Source organism: Sphaerisporangium sp. NPDC049003 (assembly GCF_043197795.1).
Lineage (GTDB): Bacteria > Actinomycetota > Actinomycetes > Streptosporangiales > Streptosporangiaceae > Sphaerisporangium.
On the sequence record NZ_JBICTU010000013.1, the window covers coordinates 148,889 to 166,419 of the forward strand.

At 71.8% G+C, this 17,531-nt stretch carries 18 protein-coding genes; 9 read left to right on the forward strand and 9 right to left on the reverse strand.

From position 1 onward, the window contains the following. The first annotated feature begins 205 nt into the window (after positions 1-205). Positions 206-1,075: an isocitrate lyase/phosphoenolpyruvate mutase family protein gene (locus tag ACGFIV_RS16405; RefSeq protein WP_358551576.1), complete on the forward strand. Its 870-nt coding sequence runs from the start codon at positions 206-208 to the stop codon at positions 1,073-1,075. A gap of 3 nt (positions 1,076-1,078) precedes the next feature. Here the strand turns inward: ACGFIV_RS16405 and ACGFIV_RS16410 are convergent, their stop codons facing one another. Then, positions 1,079-1,639: an ArsR/SmtB family transcription factor gene (locus tag ACGFIV_RS16410; protein ID WP_392835601.1), complete on the reverse strand. Its 561-nt coding sequence runs from the start codon at positions 1,637-1,639 to the stop codon at positions 1,079-1,081. 51 nt (positions 1,640-1,690) lie between these two features. Between ACGFIV_RS16410 and ACGFIV_RS16415 the strand changes: the two genes are divergently transcribed. Next, positions 1,691-2,665, forward strand: a complete 975-nt coding sequence (locus tag ACGFIV_RS16415; protein ID WP_392835605.1) for a cation diffusion facilitator family transporter — start codon at positions 1,691-1,693, stop codon at positions 2,663-2,665. 125 nt (positions 2,666-2,790) lie between these two features. Continuing rightward, a complete protein-coding gene (locus tag ACGFIV_RS16420) occupies positions 2,791-3,780 on the forward strand; it encodes a sulfotransferase (protein WP_358551570.1) in 990 nt (329 codons plus the stop codon). 86 nt (positions 3,781-3,866) lie between these two features. Here ACGFIV_RS16420 and ACGFIV_RS16425 read toward each other — a convergent pair whose 3' ends face one another. Together ACGFIV_RS16425 and ACGFIV_RS16430 are read right to left on the reverse strand one after the other, a co-directional pair. Beyond that, positions 3,867-4,766 carry a hypothetical protein gene (locus ACGFIV_RS16425; RefSeq protein WP_358551644.1) on the reverse strand — a complete coding sequence of 300 codons (900 nt, stop codon included), beginning with the start codon at positions 4,764-4,766 and terminating at the stop codon, positions 3,867-3,869. Between the two features lie 156 nt (positions 4,767-4,922). Continuing rightward, positions 4,923-5,639, reverse strand: coding sequence for a VIT1/CCC1 transporter family protein (locus ACGFIV_RS16430; RefSeq protein WP_358551568.1), 717 nt, complete (start codon positions 5,637-5,639; stop codon positions 4,923-4,925). Positions 5,640-5,788: 149 nt separating this feature from the next. Here ACGFIV_RS16430 and ACGFIV_RS16435 point away from each other — a divergent pair, with 149 nt between their 5' ends. Beyond that, positions 5,789-6,607: an alpha/beta fold hydrolase gene (locus ACGFIV_RS16435; RefSeq protein ID WP_392835722.1), complete on the forward strand. Its 819-nt coding sequence runs from the start codon at positions 5,789-5,791 to the stop codon at positions 6,605-6,607. Positions 6,608-6,778: 171 nt separating this feature from the next. On the opposite strand, the gene ACGFIV_RS16440 is transcribed toward ACGFIV_RS16435, so the two are convergent. Together ACGFIV_RS16440 and ACGFIV_RS16445 are read right to left on the reverse strand one after the other, a co-directional pair. Then, positions 6,779-7,480 (reverse strand): TetR/AcrR family transcriptional regulator, encoded by a 702-nt coding sequence (locus ACGFIV_RS16440; RefSeq protein WP_392835610.1) that lies wholly within the window; start codon positions 7,478-7,480, stop codon positions 6,779-6,781. Positions 7,481-7,600: 120 nt separating this feature from the next. Then, positions 7,601-8,776, reverse strand: a complete 1,176-nt coding sequence (locus ACGFIV_RS16445; RefSeq protein WP_392835614.1) for an MFS transporter — start codon at positions 8,774-8,776, stop codon at positions 7,601-7,603. 76 nt (positions 8,777-8,852) lie between these two features. Here ACGFIV_RS16445 and ACGFIV_RS16450 point away from each other — a divergent pair, with 76 nt between their 5' ends. The 4 genes from ACGFIV_RS16450 (at position 8,853) to ACGFIV_RS16465 (ending at position 12,388) form a co-directional block, all read left to right on the forward strand. Further along, positions 8,853-10,508, forward strand: coding sequence for a TIGR03086 family metal-binding protein (locus ACGFIV_RS16450; RefSeq protein ID WP_392835617.1), 1,656 nt, complete (start codon positions 8,853-8,855; stop codon positions 10,506-10,508). 69 nt (positions 10,509-10,577) lie between these two features. Beyond that, positions 10,578-11,204 (forward strand): helix-turn-helix domain-containing protein, encoded by a 627-nt coding sequence (locus ACGFIV_RS16455; RefSeq protein ID WP_358561643.1) that lies wholly within the window; start codon positions 10,578-10,580, stop codon positions 11,202-11,204. 1 nt (position 11,205) lies between these two features. After that, positions 11,206-11,955 (forward strand): SRPBCC domain-containing protein, encoded by a 750-nt coding sequence (locus tag ACGFIV_RS16460; protein ID WP_392835621.1) that lies wholly within the window; start codon positions 11,206-11,208, stop codon positions 11,953-11,955. A gap of 79 nt (positions 11,956-12,034) precedes the next feature. Beyond that, positions 12,035-12,388 carry a YciI family protein gene (locus tag ACGFIV_RS16465; protein ID WP_392835725.1) on the forward strand — a complete coding sequence of 118 codons (354 nt, stop codon included), beginning with the start codon at positions 12,035-12,037 and terminating at the stop codon, positions 12,386-12,388. Positions 12,389-12,495: 107 nt separating this feature from the next. Here the strand turns inward: ACGFIV_RS16465 and ACGFIV_RS16470 are convergent, their stop codons facing one another. From ACGFIV_RS16470 to ACGFIV_RS16480, 3 genes are all read right to left on the reverse strand, one after another. After that, entirely contained in the window at positions 12,496-13,236 is a 741-nt protein-coding gene (locus ACGFIV_RS16470; protein WP_392835624.1) for an SRPBCC domain-containing protein, read from the reverse strand. A gap of 1 nt (position 13,237) precedes the next feature. Further along, entirely contained in the window at positions 13,238-13,894 is a 657-nt protein-coding gene (locus ACGFIV_RS16475; protein ID WP_358561484.1) for a helix-turn-helix domain-containing protein, read from the reverse strand. Between the two features lie 111 nt (positions 13,895-14,005). After that, a complete protein-coding gene (locus ACGFIV_RS16480; protein ID WP_392835629.1) occupies positions 14,006-15,205 on the reverse strand; it encodes a carotenoid oxygenase family protein in 1,200 nt (399 codons plus the stop codon). A gap of 82 nt (positions 15,206-15,287) precedes the next feature. Between ACGFIV_RS16480 and ACGFIV_RS16485 the strand changes: the two genes are divergently transcribed. After that, complete coding sequence (locus tag ACGFIV_RS16485) at positions 15,288-15,995, forward strand: TetR/AcrR family transcriptional regulator (protein ID WP_358561490.1); 708 nt, start codon at positions 15,288-15,290, stop codon at positions 15,993-15,995. A 91-nt stretch (positions 15,996-16,086) separates the two neighbouring features. On the opposite strand, the gene ACGFIV_RS16490 is transcribed toward ACGFIV_RS16485, so the two are convergent. Beyond that, the gene (locus ACGFIV_RS16490; RefSeq protein WP_392835634.1) at positions 16,087-17,511 is read right to left on the reverse strand and encodes a sensor histidine kinase; all 1,425 of its coding nucleotides are present in this window, start codon (positions 17,509-17,511) and stop codon (positions 16,087-16,089) included. Between the last annotated feature and the right edge of the window lie 20 nt (positions 17,512-17,531).

Consider the following 17,531-nt stretch of genomic DNA (forward strand, 5'->3'; position numbering starts at 1 on the left):
CGGATGTTTCGGCGCCCGTCGAAACGATGGGGTCCTAGCGTCGAAAGCATGGAGCCTTCTTCGGATGACGGCATCAGGGTCGTCAGTCATGCCGGGGTGTGTGCCGTCTTGGCCGACCCGTGCTCCACCGTGCCCCCGCTCCCGGGCCGCTCTGGCGGCGAGGAGCCGCCCCGCGCATCCCTGTACGACTGGAGGTTCAGCGCCGATGAACGTGGCGATCGATCGATTCGCGAGGTTCCGTGCCCTGCATCACGGGGAGCGGCCCCTGTTCCTGCCCAACGCGTGGGATCACGCCTCCGCCTCCGCCCTGATGGCTCGGGGGTTCACCGCCATCGGCACCACCAGCCTCGGCGTGGCGGCGGCGGCCGGGAAGCCCGACGGGGAAGCGGCCACCCGGGAGGAGACCGTGCGGCTGGCCGAAGGCCTCGCCCGGCTGCCCGCACTGATCAGCGTGGACATCGAGGGCGGTTTCAGCGACGACCCCGGGCGGGTGGCGGCGCTCGCGGCCGGACTGGCCGAGGCCGGGGTCGCGGGAGTGAACATCGAGGACGGGCGCGCCGACGGCACCCTGACCCCACCAGGCCGCCAGTGCGCGCTGATCACCGCGATCAAGCAGGCCGTGCCGGGGCTGTTCGTCAACGCCAGGACCGACACCTACTGGCTGGGAGGCGGCGACCCGCCATCCCCTCGGACCACCATGGACAGGGCCGAGGCGTACCTCCAGGCGGGGGCCGACGGCATCTTCGTCCCCGGCTTGGACGACGAGCGAGTGATCACCACGCTGGCCTGCGGCCTGGACGCCCCGCTGAACATCCTGTTCACGCCGGGCGGCGCCTCCTTCCGGCGGCTCGCGGCCCTCGGGGTACGGCGCGTCAGCTGCGGCTCCCTGCTCTTCAGGGCGGCCGTGCACAACGCCGTGGAACTCGCCTGGGCCGTCGCGAACGACGACGTGGTCCCGGCGGGACTTCCCTCCTACGCCCAGACCCAGGCCCTGGCCTCCGCCTTCGACGCCCCGTCCCCCGCCTCCGCCCGGCCGGCGAGGTCGGTGTTCAGGGGAGAACGAGGGGCCAGGTAGCGGTCAGGTGTCGTGGCGGGGGATACCGGACACCTCGTGGTCGGCGTGGAAGAGCGCTTCGGCGATCAGGCGGCGGACATGGGCGTCGCGGGCGCGATACAGGACGCGGCGGCCGTGCCTGCGGGCGTCGACCAGCCCGGCGAGGCGCAGCTTGGCCAGGTGCTGCGACACCGAGGGCCGCGCCACGCCGATGGCGCCTGCCAGCGAGGAGACGTCGTACTCACCCGAGGCGAGCAGCCACATCAGCCGCAGCCGCGTCCCGTCGCTGAGCATGCGGAAGGCCTCGACGGCCGTCTCCACCTGTGTGGTGGTGGGTTGCTCCTGCAACGGATGCGCACCTGATTCGTTGTCGCGTGCGTACATGGCTACATATACTCCCCGCAAGCGCCAACGTCCGCAAGCGAGGCAGCCATGTCTTACCAGGAGCGGTCCGAATCGTCGTCCCTCGAAGACCCCCACGGTCACGACCCGGATCAGGGCCGTGCCCACGACCATGGTGACGGGCACGACCACGAGCACGACCACCATGACCAGGACCACGGGCACGGGCACGGTCATGGCCATGGGCACGGGGTGCGGGTTCGGCGGGGGAAGGGTGCCGGGTTGAGGGCGCGGGTGGCGCACATCCTGACCCCGCACAGCCACGACAGTGCCGACAGGACCGACACGGCGCTGGAGTCCAGCAGCCGGGGGATGCGGGTCCTCGGCGTGTCCTTCGTGGTGCTGGTCGTCACCGCCGTCGCCCAGGCGGTGGTGGTGGCCTTCTCAGGGTCGGTGGCCCTGCTGGGCGACACGCTGCACAACTTCGCCGACGCCCTGACCGCGATCCCGCTGGCCATCGCCTTCTGGCTCGGGCGGCGCGTGGCGACCCGCCGCTTCACCTACGGGTACGGCAAGGCGGAGGATCTGGCGGGGCTGGTCATCGTGGGCATCATCGCCGCTTCCGCGGTCTTCGCCGGATACGAGGCGGTCGGACGGCTGGTCACGCCGAAGGATGTCCACGCGCTCGGCTGGGTCGCCGCGGCGGGTCTGATCGGGTTCGCGGGCAACGAGTGGGTGGCCCGCTATCGGATCAGAGTCGGCCGCGAGATCGGCTCGGCCGCTCTGGTGGCCGACGGCCTGCACGCCCGTACCGACGGGTTCACCTCCCTGGCCGTGCTCCTCGGAGCGGGCGGGGCGGCGCTCGGGTTCCCGATCGCCGACCCGATCATCGGCCTGCTGATCACGGTGGCGATCTGCCTGGTGCTGCGGGACGCGGCCCGCGAGATCTACCACCGGCTGATGGACGCGGTCGACCCCGCCCTGCTGGACCAGGTCGAGGCGGTCCTCGCCGCCACCCCCGGCGTGCGGCGGGTGGGGTCGGTGCGGATGCGCTGGGTCGGCCATGTGCTGCGTGCCGAGGTCGAGATCGCGGTCGACCACCGCCTGTCCCTCATCGAGGCGCACGCGGTGGCCGTGGAGGCCGAACACCGGCTCATCCACCAGGTGTCCCGCCTGCGCGCGGCCACGGTGCACGCCGACCCTGACGGTCCGCGCGGCGCCGACCACCACGCCTCCCTTACCGGCCACCGCGAGCCCAGCCCGGCCTGACGGTCTCCGGATCGGACGCCCTGGCATCGTCCACCAGGACACGGGCACAGGAGGGTAAAGCCTGCATTTCCTACGTATTGAGTAGGTATAATGCACGCTGATGTCGCCTGTGCCGAGGAGATCGGATGGCTCTACCGGATTTCCTGGTGATCGGAGCGCCAAAGACGGGGACCACGGCCCTGCACGCGGCGCTTGCACGACACCCCTCCTTGTTCATGTCAGCGGTCAAGGAGCCCAAGTTCTTCCTCAGCGACGGGCCGCCACCGGTGCGGGGCGGCCCCGGGGACGCGCTGACCTTCAAGGAGCACGTCTGGCGCCGGCCGGAGTACGAGGCGCTGTTCGACGAGGCTCCCGAGGGGGCGCTGAAGGGGGAGTCCACCCCGTTCTACCTGTACGACCGCGACGCCCAGCGCCGCATCCAGGCGCTGCTCCCGCACGCCAAGCTGATCGTCATCCTGCGTGACCCGGTCGAGCGCGCGCACTCGAACTGGACGCACCTGTGGTCGGCGGGGCTCGAACCCGTCGGCGACGTCGTACGGGCCTGCGCCGAGGAGGCTCGCCGCGTCGCCGCGGGCTGGTCGGCCTTCTGGCACTACGTCGGCCTCGGCCGGTACGGCGAGCAGTTGCGGCACCTCTTCGGGCTGTTCCCCCGGGAGAACGTGCTGCTGTTCCGCTACCGTGAGCTGGTCGACGAGCCCGTGGCAACGCTCGATCGCATCTGCGCGTTCCTCGGTGTGGAGGAGGGCCTGATCACCGAGGTGCCTCGCGAGAACGTCACGGCGCATCCCGATCCGACGCTGCGCCACCAGGCGCTGTCACGCGTGCTCCGGGCGGGCGCGACGGTGGGACACCACCTGCCGGGTTCGCTGGCCGCGCGCCTGACCGAACCCCTCGAAAAGGCGCTCCAGGACAGGGGACGCCCGCGCCGCCCGCTGAGCTGGGAGGAGCGTCAGGCTCTCATCCCGAGGTTCGAGGACGACATCGCCCTGCTGGAGCGGGTGACCGGGGAGGAGTTCGGCGACTGGCTCGGACCCCGCGACAAGTCGGGCGGGCTCATGGGGGACAGGCCCGCAGGCCAGCGACAGGCCCGCAACGGCCGCCCGCGCCTCCCCTGAACGCGCCTCCCAGAGTAGGTGACCTGCCGCGCGTCCTGGCGCCGTTGCCCGCCAGGTCTGGCAGGCACGGGACGGAACGTAACGGGTCAGTGGAGCTCGGTGCGCAGCTCGTGGGCGCCGTCCTGCCTGGTGAGCTCGTAGTACACGCGCCGGCCGCCGCCGGGCAGGTCGAGGACGTCGAGGTAGCGCAGCCCGCCGTAGGGTGACCGCGCGACCGGCTCGGTGCCCACGGGCGTCAGGGTCGAGTAGTCGGCCCCGGAGGCGAGCCCCGTGCGCTCCTCATAGTTCTCCGCGGCGCTGGCCCGCCCGTCGTAGGCGGCGAGGACCGTGTCGCCGGTGCGGACGACCGCGGTGACCCGGGTGCCGCGCGAGTCCCAGCAGCCCGCCCGCCCGCTGAGGGCGGTGCCGTGCCAGGTCCACTCAAGGCCGTCGGCGCTGGTGGCGTAGTCGGTGACCATCTGGTCCTCCTCGCCCACGTCCGCCAGCGGGTGACATGAGGCCCACAGGTGCCAGACGCCGTCATGGTGCACGATCACGGGGTCCTTCACCCCGGTCTTGGGGTCGCCGGGCAGCACGACCCTGCGCCGGGCGGCGTCGAACCGCGACGGGTCGTCGGCTTCGAGCACCTCGACCCGCCAGTGCTTGGTGTTGTGGGTGGCGCAGCTGATGTACAGGCGCCACCTGCCCTCAGGGGTGCGTACGAGGGCGGGCCGCTCCAGGGACTCGGTGTCGACCTCGTCGCGGCCCAGCGTGTAGATCGTCTCGAAGCGCTCGCCGTCGCCGGACCGCGCGACGACGATGGCGTAGCCGCGTCCCTCGCCGATCGGCCGGCGAAGGCGGTAGGCGAGGTAGATCACGCCATCGCTGAGCACGGAGCTCGGCGCGCCCGCCCAGAAGCCCGGTGCGTCTTCCGGGGGCGCCACGACCAGCACCGAGCGGTCCGGCTGGAGCGGCGGCATGGCGACCTGGAAGTCGTTCTCGTTCATCGGCACGTCGAAACAATAGACAACAATCAGCCTCGATGCCGAAAGGCCGGCCGGTCGGGGGCCGTTTTAGCACCCCCTGATCTCTCCCCCCTACTCTCGGGCGGATCAGGATCCGCTCGGCCGAGCAGAGCTTGCTACGCCTCCGGCCTCGGGGCGTCAGGAGATGATCGCGCCCACGAGGTGACCGATCTCGTACGTCACGGCGGCGGCCGTCGCGCCGAGCAGCAGCTGCCTGGCGCCGCCGAACACCGCGGACCGGCGGGTGAGCCGCGCGACGAGCGCTCCGGTGCCGAACAGCCCGGCCGCCGTGAGCGCCGCCGCCGCGAGCACCGAGCCGAAGCCGAGGAGGAACGGCAGCAGGGGGATGAGGGCTCCCAGCGCGAAGGCCAGGAACGACGATCCGGCCGCCACCCACGGCGAGGGCAGGTCGTCGGGGTCGACGCCGAGCTCCTCGCGGGCGTGGACCCGCCAGGCGACCTCGTCATGGGCGTGCAGCTGGCGGGCGACGTCGCGGGCCAGCTTGGGCGTGAGGCCGCGGGACTCGTACAGCAGCGCCAGCTCCCGCTCCTCCGCCTCGGGGTTCCTGGCGATCTCCCTGCGTTCGACCGCGATCTCGGCCAGGATCATCTCGGTCTGCGACCGTACGGAGGTGTACTCGCCGGTGGCCATGGAGAACGCCCCGGCGGCCAGCCCGGCCAGCCCGGCGATCGCGACGGCCGAGATGCTCGCACCGCTGCCCATCACACCGGCGATGAGCGAGGCGTTCGACACCAGCCCGTCCATGACGCCGAACACCGCCGGTCGAAGCCAGCCGCCCGTCACGTCCCTGTGGCTGTGATGGACCTCGGCGGGGTGCAGGAAAGCGGAGGTCATCGGCGACTCCTTTCAGGCCGGGCCCAGGACGAGCGCCCGTGAGACGAGCGGCCAGGAGGCGACCAGAGTGATGTTGATAGTGTACTGAGCGGCCTTCCCGATCTAGCATCGCCGTGCGAGAGCCGTCGACGAGGGAGGAAGTGGACGTTGTGAGCAGGGCCTCGGTGAACGGGATCACCGTCGGGTACGACGACCGGGGCCGGGGCGAGCCGCTGGTGCTGGTCCACGGCCACCCGTTCGACCGTTCGATGTGGGCGCCGCAGGTCGCCGCCCTCGCCGGCCCGGACCTGCGGGTGATCGCGCCGGACCTGCGGGGTTACGGCGAGAGCACCGTGGTCCCCGGGAAGACCCCGCTGGAGACCTTCGCGCGTGACATCGCCGCGCTGCTCGATCATCTGGGGCTGGAAGAGGTGGTGATCGGGGGCCTGTCGATGGGCGGCCAGATCGTGATGGAGTTCTGCCGCCTGTTCCCCCGCCGGGTGCGGGGGCTGCTGCTCGCCGACACCTTCGCCCAGGCCGAGACCGCTGAGGGCAGGAAGCTGCGCGCCGCTCAGGCCGACCGGCTCCTTCGCGAGGGCATGCGCCCCTACGCCGAGGAGGTGCTGACGAAGATGGTGGCCCCGCACAACGTCGAGGCGCTGCCCGATGTGGCCGCGCACGTGCTCCGAATGATGAGCTCGGCGCCCTCGGAGGGCGCCGCGGCGGCGCTGCGCGGCCGTGCCGAGCGTCCCGACTACAGTGGTCTGCTTTCGGAGATCACGGTGCCCGCGCTGATCGTCGTCGGAGGGGACGATGAGTTCACCCCGGTGGCCGACGCGGAGTTCATGAGCACGCGCATCCCCGGGGCGACGCTCACCGTGGTCGACGGAGCCGCGCACATGCCGAACCTGGAGCGACAGGTGGAGTTCGACAGCGCCCTGCGGGGCCTCCTCGCCGCCGTCGCCCGCACGGCCGCCCACGGCGGGTGAAGGGACGCGCTCCGCGCCCCTCGGCACCCGGAGACCGGGACCAGGGAGCGCGGAGGGGCGGCACGAAGTGCGGGGCCCGACCTACGCACCGAACCTCTGACCACGCGGACCGGCCGGTCCCAGGACCCGAGTTCGACCGCGTTCACCGCGAAGGTGGTTCGCCCGGAGCGGTCAGCCGAGGCCGAACGTCTCGGCGAGGGTGTCGACCTCGGCGTCGAGGAGGGCGCGCGGGTCGTGTCCCATACCGGTGAACTGGCCCTCGACCTCCAGGCTGATCACGCCATGCATGCGCGTCCAGGCCATCACGGCTCCGGCGACCGCGCACCCGTCGCCACCCGCCGCGTACTCCGCCACCCAGCCGGCGACCCGCGGATCGCGTCGCTCCCAGGCCTCCATCTGCTGGACCACCGGCGCCACCGCCGGTCTCGGCCGTCCGCCCTCGAAGACGCTCAGGAAGGGCCCTAGGGCCGCTCGTGCCCGCAGCAGGGTGTCGGGCGGAGCGGTGTAGCCGGGGAGCGGGGAGCCGAAGAGCAGCAGGTAGCGCTGGGGCTGGGACAGCGCCCAGGCGCGGTAGGCGACTCCCATCGCGCGCAGCCGCTCGCGGGGCGTCAGGCCCGCCGCGCCCTCCGCCGCCCGGCCGACGGCCGCCGCGAGGTCGTCGTAGGCGTCGCGGATCAGCGCGTCGGCCAGATCGTCGCGGCCGGCGAAGTAGCGGTACAGGGCGGGCCCCGACAGGCCGAGCTCCTTGGCGATGCGGGTGAGCGCGATGGCCGCGAGACCCCCCTCGGCGAGCTGCCTCAGGGCGATCTCCTTGATCTCCGCGCGCGTCTGCTCGCGGTAGCGGGCACGGAGCCCGCCCTCCGTCGGCGTCATGACCGTCTCCCTCCGCCGTCCGGGCGACCGCCCGGCGTGGATCCCAGGAGCCTACTCCAGAGGCGATTCATTCTAGGGAAAGTTAGTATTTATAACATCAGTGAGATGGTGAAAGTGAGATCACGCGGCGGTGGCGGACTCGGGCTCCCTGGACACCTGGTGCCGCCCGAGCACCCCCGCGCTCATCAGCACCGCCACCATCAGCGCGGTGACCAGCACGAACGAGACCGAGAGGCTGCTCAGCGCCGCGACACCGCCGATCGCGCTGGGCGCGACGAATCCCGAGCTGTAGCTGATCGTCGCCACCCCCGCCACACCCTCGCCCGGCGTCCGCGCGGCGTTGCCGGCCGCCCCGAACACCAGCGGCACGACCACCGCCACCCCGACCCCGATGAGCATGAACCCGGTGATCGCCGGCAGCGGGGTGCGGGCGATCACGACGAGGGCTCCGCCCACCGTGGCGAGCAGCCCGCTGATCCGCACGGTCGTCGCCGCGCCGAGCCGCCGCACCACCATGTCCCCGCAGAGCCGTCCGGCCGCCATGGTGAACGCGAACGCGGTGTAGCTCGCGGCGGCCACCCCGGCCGAGGTCCCGGTGACCTGCCTGAGGTAGACGGCGCACCAGTCCTGGCTGGCCGCCTCGGCGAAGATCGCGCAGAAGCCGATCAGGCCGAGGACGAGCACGTGCCGGGACGGCATCACGAACCTCGGGGGAGCCGCCTCGCCCTCCTCCGCACGCACGTCCAGCAGGAGAGGCCCGGCCGCGCCCCCCACCGCCAGCAGCACCAGGGCCATGACGCCCAGGTGGACGCGGGCGTCCACGCCGAGCTGGGCGGCCGGCACGCCGACGGCGCCCGCCGCCAGACCGCCGACGCTCCACATCCCGTGCAGCCCCGACATGATCGAACGGCCCATCCGCTGCTCGACCACGACCCCCTGCGCGTTCATCGCGACGTCGGCCATGCCCGCCACCGCCCCGTACAGCAGGAGCGTGAACCACAGCACGGCGAGGTTCGGCGCGAGGGCCGGCAGGGCCAGCGCCGCCGACCACAGCGCGATGAGGCATCTTGTGGCCGCCCGCCCGCCGAATCTGTGGATGACGCGCCCGGCCGTCGGCATCGCCACCATGGACCCGACCGCCGGGGCCAGCAGGGCGAGACCCAGCTCTCCCGGGCCCGCGTGAAGGTGGTCCTGCAGCCAGGGGATGCGGGTGGCGAAGCTTCCTGCGACCGCCCCGTGGACCGCGAACGTGACCGCGACCGCCACCCGTGCCCTGCTCACCCCGCGAGAGTCCACCCGAGAAAAGCTAACAGAAAGGTTTCTTTCCCGGGAGTGCGTGATCACATGCCGGACCCGAGTTGACTCTCCCATCATGGGAGGCCTGAGGCTGGGACGCGTGTACGACGACACCGTCCTGTTGAGCATCGGAGAGCTGGCGGAGCGCACCGGGTTGTCGGTGAAGCTGATCCGTCACTGGTCCGACATCGGCGTGGTCCCGCCGGCGGCCCGTACCCCGGCCGGCTACCGCCTCTACGACGCCGAGGCGGTGGCCCGGCTCCAGCTGGCGCGCACGTTGCGCGATCTCGGGATGGGCATGGCCGCGATCCGCGATGTCGTCAACCGGGAGCGCGGCCTCGCCGAGGTCGCGGCGCTCCACGCCGACGCGCTGGAGGTACGGATCCGCACGCTTCGCCTTCAGCAGGCGGTGCTGCGATCGGTCACCGACCGAAGGCCCACCACCGAGGAGCTGACCTTGATGACCGACCTGGCGCGACTGTCCGCCGCCGAGCGCAACGCGATCATCCATGATTTCGTCGCGGAGACGATGGGCGATCTCGACCATTCCGCCTACCGGCAGGGACTCCTCGCCGTGACCCCCGACCTGCCCGAGGAGCCCACGGCCGAGCAGGTCGACGCCTGGATCGAGCTCGGGGGACTGGTCCGCGACCCGGCCCTGCGCGCCGCGATGCGCCGCATGGCCGCGTACGCCGCGAAGCACGCGCCAGGCGACCCCGAGGCGGCCGGGGAGCACGACGCCGGGGACCTCACCGACCTGTGGGTGCGGCGGGTCACCGAGGCGATCGGCGCGGGGATCGCCGCGGACTCCCCGGCGGCCGACCCGATCGTGGCCGGCATCGTCGCGGCCTGGCTGCCGTCCCAGTCGCCCACCGGCTTCGTGCCGGGCGGCGACGGCGTGGAGGCCCGCCGGCGGCTGCTGGAGCAACTGGAGATCGCCGCCGACGCCGGCGCCGAGCGGTACTGGCAGCTGATGTGCGTCATCAACGGTCTGCCGGTGCGCCCCAGCATCGCGGCGGCCGGCCAGTGGCTGATCACCGCGCTGCGTACGAACCCCGAACCGGGTGCCCGGGACGCGAGCGTCGCGGCGACGCTCGCCGAGGACGACACGGCGCCGGCCGGCCTCCTGGACGGCTGCGCACGGGTCCTGGCCGAGGTGGGCGCGCTGGTCGCCGCGGTCGTCCCCGATCAGATGGACGACCCCACGCCGTGCGAGGGCTGGGACGTGCGGGCCCTGCTCGACCACCTGGTCTACGAGAACCTGATGTGGACGAGCCTCGCCGAGGGCGCCCCGCGTTCCGACTTCACGGCCGACCACCTCGGCGACGACCATGTGGCCGCCTTCCGCTCCGCCGCGGCGGCGACGATGGCCGCGTTCGGCAGGCCGGGCATGCTGGAGGAGCGGTTCGGACCGGCGCCCGGCTGGCGGCTGGTCGAGCAGGTCGTCATCGAGATGCTGGTGCACGGCTGGGACCTGGCCACCGCGACCGGCCGTCCCACCGACCTCGCGCCGGACGTCGCCGAGGCCACCTTGCCCGCCGTGCGGGCGATCTACGGAGAGCTGCCCCGGACGCCCGGCGGCTCGTTCGCGCCGGAGCGTGAGGCGCCGCCCGGCGCGACCGCGGCCGACCGCCTCGCCGCCTACCTCGGACGGGCCGTCGGCCGGCCTCCCTCGGAACGTGCCGCCGGATGGCCCGCCACGGAACGGAACCTTCGCCGGACGGGACCGTAGCCACTGGTCGCCATGCCGACGAATTCGCTCATCTTGACGGACAATATTGTCGCTGAAAGTGTTGCGGGCATGTTGGATGTGGCGGTGATCGAGGATCCGGCCGCGGCCGAGGTCTCGCTGGACCCGGTGCGGTCCCGGCTGCTGGCCGAGTTGTCAGAGCCCAGATCGGCGACGATGCTGGCGGCCAGGGTGGGCCTGCCCCGGCAGAAGGTGAACTACCACCTCAAGGCCCTGGAGCGGCATGGCCTGGTGGAGCTGATCGAGGAACGCCGGAAGGGAAATGTCACCGAGCGGGTGATGCGCGCGACCGCCGCGTCGTACGTGATCTCGCCGGTCGCCCTCGCGGAGGTACAGCCCGACCCCTCGCGGTCCCCGGACCAGTTGTCGGCGCGCTGGCTGCTGGCGGTCGCGGCCCGGCTGGTGCGGGACGTGGGCGAGCTCATCACCGGCGCGGCCAAGGCGCGCAAGAAGGTCGCGACGTTCGCGATCGACGGCGAGATCCGGTTCGCCTCCGCGGCCGACCGCGCCGCCTTCGCCGAGGAACTGGCCGACGCGGTGGCCGCTCTGGTGAGCAAATATCACGATGGGGCGGCAGAAGGCGGGCGCGACCACCGCCTCATCGTCGCCGTCCACCCGAGCATCACGGCCAGACCGGTCGAAAACGACACGCCCGAGACACCGACCAAGGAGTTGTAGCATGCGGCACGAATTCGAGGTGCGCGAAGAGATCCTGATCCCGGCGACTCCGGAGCAGGTGTGGGAGGCGATCTCCACCGGTCCGGGCGTCGACTCCTGGTTCATGGGGCAGAACGAGATCGAGCCGCGTGGAGGCGGCACGGTGACCCAGAGCCTCATGGGCAACACCTGGACGGCCACGGTGACCACGTGGGAGCCCTCGAAGCGGTTCATCTACCAGGGCGAGGAGCAGCCGGACGGCACCTTCATGGCGTGGGACTACCTGATCGAGGGCCGCGAGGGTTCGAGCACCGCGGTCCGCCTCGTGCACAGCGGGTTCCTCGGTGACGACTGGGAGGCCCAGTACGACGCCCTGAAGACGGGCGACGTCATCTACATGCGGAAGTTGCTCGCCTACCTCAAGCACTTCCCGGGCCGTACCTCGACGTTCAACACCCTCATCCCGGGCCCGCAGGTGTCCGACAAGGAGCGCGTGTGGGAGGCGTTCAAGGGCGCGCTCGGCGTGACCGGCTCGATCGCCGAAGGCGACCGGGTGCTGCTCACCGTGGACGGGCTCCCCAAGGCCGAGGGCGTCGTCGAGAGCATCGGCTACCCGAGCATCCCGAGCGTCTGCACCGATGACGCGCTGTACACGTTCATGCACGGCTACCGTGACACGGTGGTCGTGGAGCAGCACAGCTTCGCGCCCGGCGTGAACACGCAGGCGACCGAGGACGCCTGGAAGGGCTGGCTCGCCACGGCGTTCGCCTGACGCCTGACGGCAGGCGGCGGCCGCCTCGCCCGTACGCCCGCTCCGGGGCCTGGATCGTATGGGAGGAACCGTGAAGTACATGCTGATGATCTACAACAACCCCGCGATCCTGGGCGCCATGCCCGAGGAGGAGCGCGACGGGCTGATGGGCGAGGTGGACGCGATCATCGAGGAGCTCACCAGGTCGGGGGAGTGGGTCGGCGGCGCCGCGCTGGCCGAGGCGTCGCAGGCCCACACCGTACGGGTGCGGAGCGGCATCCCGGCGACCACCGACGGCCCGTTCGCCGAGGCCAAGGAGCAACTGGCGGGCTACCTGATCGTCGACTGCGAGAGCGCGGAGCGGGCCATCGAGATCGCAGCCCGCTGGCCGGACGCCAAGTACTGGGCGATGGAGGTGCGTCCGATCGTCGACACCGTGGACACCGTGGTGTGACGCGGGCGGCTCGGCTCGTCGGCACCGTGGGCACGGAGGTGTGACGGGCCCGCGCACGTGGAAGGAGCCGGGCCGCCACGGGTGGTTCCGTGGCGGCCCGGCTCCGGTCAGGGGAGCAGCCTCCCGAGCCATTCGTGCCAGGCCCGCTCGGTCTCTTTGGGGTCCACGTCGCCGAAGATGTGGTGTCCCACGACCAGCGTTTCGTCCCTTCCCTGGATGAACCGGTAGAGGCCGTCGTCGTTGCGGACGCCCAGGAAGCCGGGGACGGCGTAGTCGACGACCCCCTCGATCGGGTCGAGACCCGCGGGGGTGAGCCGCACCCGCTCTCCGGGGGTGACGGGACCGGTCAGGCCGACCCCTCGTTCGAGCTCCTGCCACACGGGTTCGCCGCCGCCCGTCTTGGGCCGGGTGCCGAAGACCACCACGGCCGACCGGCCGTGGAAGTGGGTGAGGTACTGGTCCAGGGTGTGCAGGTACAGGTCCCAGCCGCGGCTCAGCGCGTCGTACTCGCCGTCCCAGTCGTCGCCGAGTATGCCGCTCTGCACGAGCCGCAGCACGGTGCTGCCCTGTTCGCGCCCCTCGATGAGGTACTCAAGGGCCATGAACGATCCGTCGGGGCCCTTGTCGCTGCGGAACCCGAATCGCCTGGACGGCTCCCAGGCGGTGACCGTGGCCTCCACGGGGAAGTCGCCGAAGTACTGCCGGGTGGCGCCCCCCTCGCGGGGCTCGATCTCGTTGCGTCCCATGAACCACGAGTCGATTCCCGGGCCGGTGGCGATCGCGTCCCATACCTGCTCGGGGGTCGCCTCCAGCGTGACCTGCTTGCGCAGCTCGAACTCGTGCGGCATCTCAAAGCTCCCTTGTCTCGGTGTCGGCTGTCTCGGTGTCGACCATGAGGGTGTCGACCGTTTCGTGGTCCTCCGGCCGGCCGGAGGACCATGGGTGGACCGCGACGATCACGTGGTGGTCGCGGCCGGCGTCGGCGGTCTCGTCGTGATACGCGCAGACCAGGGCGGCGAACGCGTCGGCCAGATCGTCGGCGAAGGCCGCGCCGTCGGCGGGCGAGGCGAACCGCACCTGGCCGTCGATCGCGAACGTCGCGGCCTTCCTGCGGGCCTTGGCGGCGCCGGTGACCAGTTCGCCCACGTCGCGTAACAGCCGGGAGGCGACGGCCAGCAGCCAGCGCGGGGAGAGCCGGTCGGGGGAGCGGGCGGGGTCGGGGGCCACCGCGGCCAGCGCGACCGGCGAGATGACGTACGACGCCGCGGTGGCGGCCATCACCCGTTCGATGGTGTTGCCCCTGCGGCGCTCCTCCACCAGCTCGACCAGGCCGTGCCGCTCCAGGGCCTTCAGGTGGTAGTTCACCTTCTGCCGCGGCATGCCCAGCTTGGCGGCCAGCATCGTGGCCGACGCCGGCCGGGCCAGCTCGGCCAGCAACCGGGACCGCACCGGATCGAGCGAGGCCTCCGCCGCCGCCGGATCTTCGATCACCGCCACTTCGAACATGCACCAACGTTCTCACCGAACAATTTTATTGTCAAGATGATTGAGATTGTCGGCAGTGGCCACGCCGCCCGGAGGCCTCACGGCGGCCGGGACGGGTGCGGGACGCCGGGCTCAGTGGTGGTGCGCGGGAAGCCAGGTGGTGGAGTGGGCCTCGGGGAAGGTGGCCGGAACGTGGACTACAGCCTCGGGACGGCCGGTCAGGTTGAGGGCGTCGAGCACCAGCAGCTCGCTCCGCCGCAGCGCGGCGTTCTGCGCCAGGACCACGATCCAGCCGTCGCCCTCGGCGACCCCGCGAGGGACGAAGACGGGACGGCCCGCACGCCACCCGGGGCCGAGCTCCCGTAGCTGGGTGGTGCCGGCCGCGAGGTCGTGGCCGATCACCGCCCGGCCGCCGGGAGCGCGGCCGAAGATCAGCTGGTGCCTGTGGCCGGACTGCCGGGGGTCCACGGACGCCAGGTCCAGCGCGCCGGTCAGCGGCCGCTCGTGGGCGGCGCCGGTCGCCAGGTCGAGCGTCCACCGGTACACCCGCGAGGAGCCGGCGGCGTCGCCGGGGCTCCACTCGGGGGTGTCGAAGGCACGCGCGCACCGCACCGCGTCCACGACCACCCGATGGCCGTCGTCGTGGGCGTTGACCGTCTGGAGCACGAAGCAGGGGTCGATCGCGAACCAGAGCGGCTCGGTCGCGTCGCCCGCCCGGCGCGGCAGCAGCCCGATGCGCGCGGGCCGGCCGTGCTGCCAGCGATAGGGGGACCCCGCGCCGATCATGGCCGCCGCCCGGCGGTAGGTCACGGGCAGGTCGAACACCACGACGAACCGGTCGGTGAGCGCGACCGCCCGCATGAGAGGGGCGCCGTCGAGCGCGAACGGCCGGGCGTCGAGCACGCGGCCGTCCGCCCCGATGACCAGGTGCTCGGCTGTGTCCAGGCCGGGGTAGGTGGCGATGGTGTGCCACTCGGCGCAGGCGCGGTCCTTGAGCGGCGGTGCGACGCTCGCGCGGCACGGCCCGTCCGGCGGGGGATCGGCGGGCCCGGTGGGCCTGATCCAGATCGCGGAACCGGGCGCCTGGCCCGGCACGTCGCCGCGGGGCTCCCCGGAAGCCCTGTGCCGGCGGGCGGTGCCTCCGCCGAGTCGCACGCCGGAGACCAGCGCCGGGCCGCCCGCGACGTACGAGCCGCCGGGGGGCGGGCCGGAGAGCAGGAAGGTGCCGTCGAGGCCGAGAGGGAGGGTGCCGTCGACGTGCAGCGACTCGTCGTGGGGCAGGTGGCCGGAGTCGAGCGACCCGAGCGGGTCAACGTGCTCCCTGACAGTCATTTCGAGCACCTCCTCATGAGGCCTGACGAGCTGGCATAACAGCGTTATGTAAAAAATAACGGTGTTATGCCATACTGTCAAGGTGAGTCCACGCCGATCGAATCCGCAGACGCGTTCCACCCTGGTCGACATCGCCGCACGGCTGCTCGCCGACGAGGGTCCCCAGTCGCTGTCGGCCCGCCGCATCGCCGCGGAGGCGGGCAGTTCGACGATGGCCGTCTACACGAACTTCGGTGGGATGAGCGGGCTGGTGCGCGAGATGGTGTACGAGGGGTTCGCCCGACTTGAGGCGTACTTCTCCCATGTCGCGCTGACCGCCGATCCCGTCGCCGACATGACACTGTTCGGGAGGGCCTACCGGCACAACGCCCTGACCAACCCACACCTGTACGCCGTGATGTTCGGCGGGGCGTCGCTGGCCGGCTTCTCCCTCACCGCGGAGGACCGCCAGTACGGCCGGTACACCCTGAGCACCGTGGTCGAATGCGCGAACCGGTGCATCGCGGCCGACCGGTTCCGCACCGGCGACGCCGAACTGGTCGCCCACCAGCTGTGGACCGCGATCCACGGGCTGGTCACGCTCGAACTTGGCGACTACCTCATCGACCCCTGCAACGCCGACGTGGTCTTCGAGGCCCAGCTGACCACCCTCATGGTCGGCGTCGGCGACACCGTGGAGTCGGCGACCCGGTCGGTGGCCTCGTCCCGCCGCCGGCTGAAGAAGGAGGTCGAGGACGTCAGGCCGGACCCGTCGATGGAGGAAGGACCTCGATACAAGCGCACCGTCTGACCGGTGACCATGGGCATTTCCGGCAAGCGGCGGGTGGGCCCCGGGAGCGGGAGGTCAGAGCTCCACCCCGGCCTGCCCTGACGGGCCGTCCTCATCCCAGGTGCCCATGTTCCGGCGGGAACGATTCGCCGCCCGCGCCGGGCTCCGGCAAGGCGAGCGGGAGGCGAAGTACGAAGCGCGCGCCACGCGGGCTGTCCTCGATATTGAGGGTTCCGCCGGACATCTCGGCGATCTGCCGGGCGATCGGCAGCCCGAGGCCGGTGCCGCCCGCGTCCCTGCTGCGTGCGGCGTCCAGCCGGGCGAACCGCTGGAACACCAGCTCGCGCTTGTCGGGGGCGATCCCGGCGCCGTCGTCGAGGACCTCCAGCCTCGCGGTGCCGGCGGCGAAGTGCCCGGCGCCGGTGCCGGGCGCAAGGCACACCGTGATGGTGATCGTGGTGTCGGCGTGCCGTTCGGCGTTGTCGACCAGGTTGGTGACCAGCCGGGCGAGCCGGATCCGGTCGCCCATGACCACGACGTCCTTGTCGAGGACGTATTCGAGCCGCTTGACCGGATGGCGGGCCTCCATCTCGGCGGTGACCAGCTCCGCCAGGTCGACCGGGACGCGGGAGCCGGGCGTGCCGGCGTCCAGCCGGGCGACGGTCAGCAGGTCCACCACGATCGCCTGGAGCCGGTCCAGGCCGCCGAGCACGGCGCGGCCCGTCGCCGGCCAGTTGTGGCCCCTGGAGGCCATCAGCGCGTCCTCGACCTCGGCCCGTATGGCGGTGATCGGGCTGCGCAGGTCGTGGGAGGCGTCCGAGGTGAGCCGGCGCTGCTGCTCCATCGCCGCCTGGAGCCGCCCCAAGGTGTGGTTGACGCTCTGGGCCAGGTCGTGGATCTCGTCCTCGCTGTCGGGGACCGGCACCCGGCGGCCCGGGCAGGTGGCGTTGATCTCGTCCAGCTCCGACCGGATGGCCTCCACGGGGCCGAGGGACGCGCCGATGACACGGTGGGCGCCGTAGGTGATGCCCGCCGTCAGCAGCAGCGCGCTGCCGATCACCAGTGTGGAGATGACCGGATGGACCAGGGGCGGGATGACGGGGGCGGCGCTGTAGATGGTCCAGATCTCGCCGGAGCGGTCGACCTGCTGGGCCGCCACGATGTCGCACTCTCCCTGGGGGAAGGAGTGGTCGCACACGACGGTGGTGCCCCTGTTGTGTCCCCCGGCCAGATCGAATTGGGCCATGACGGGCTTGCCCCGCATCTCCTCGGACGCCGCCACCACCTTGCCCGAGGGGTCGATCACCTGGTGCTTGCGGACGAGGCCGTGCGATATCGGGGTGCGGATATGGCCACGATCGGTGTCCGCGGCGATCCGTCCGGCCGAGCCGACGACCTCCTCGGTGAGATACTCGGTGGCCAGGCGCTGGATGGCGACGAGCAGGACAGTGGCGAGCACGGCGGAGAACAGGGCCGCCACCACGCCCGCGTACACCGTGAGCCGGGTTCTGACCGGCCATCGATGGCGAGAAAGCATCCGAAACCCCTTATAGCAGT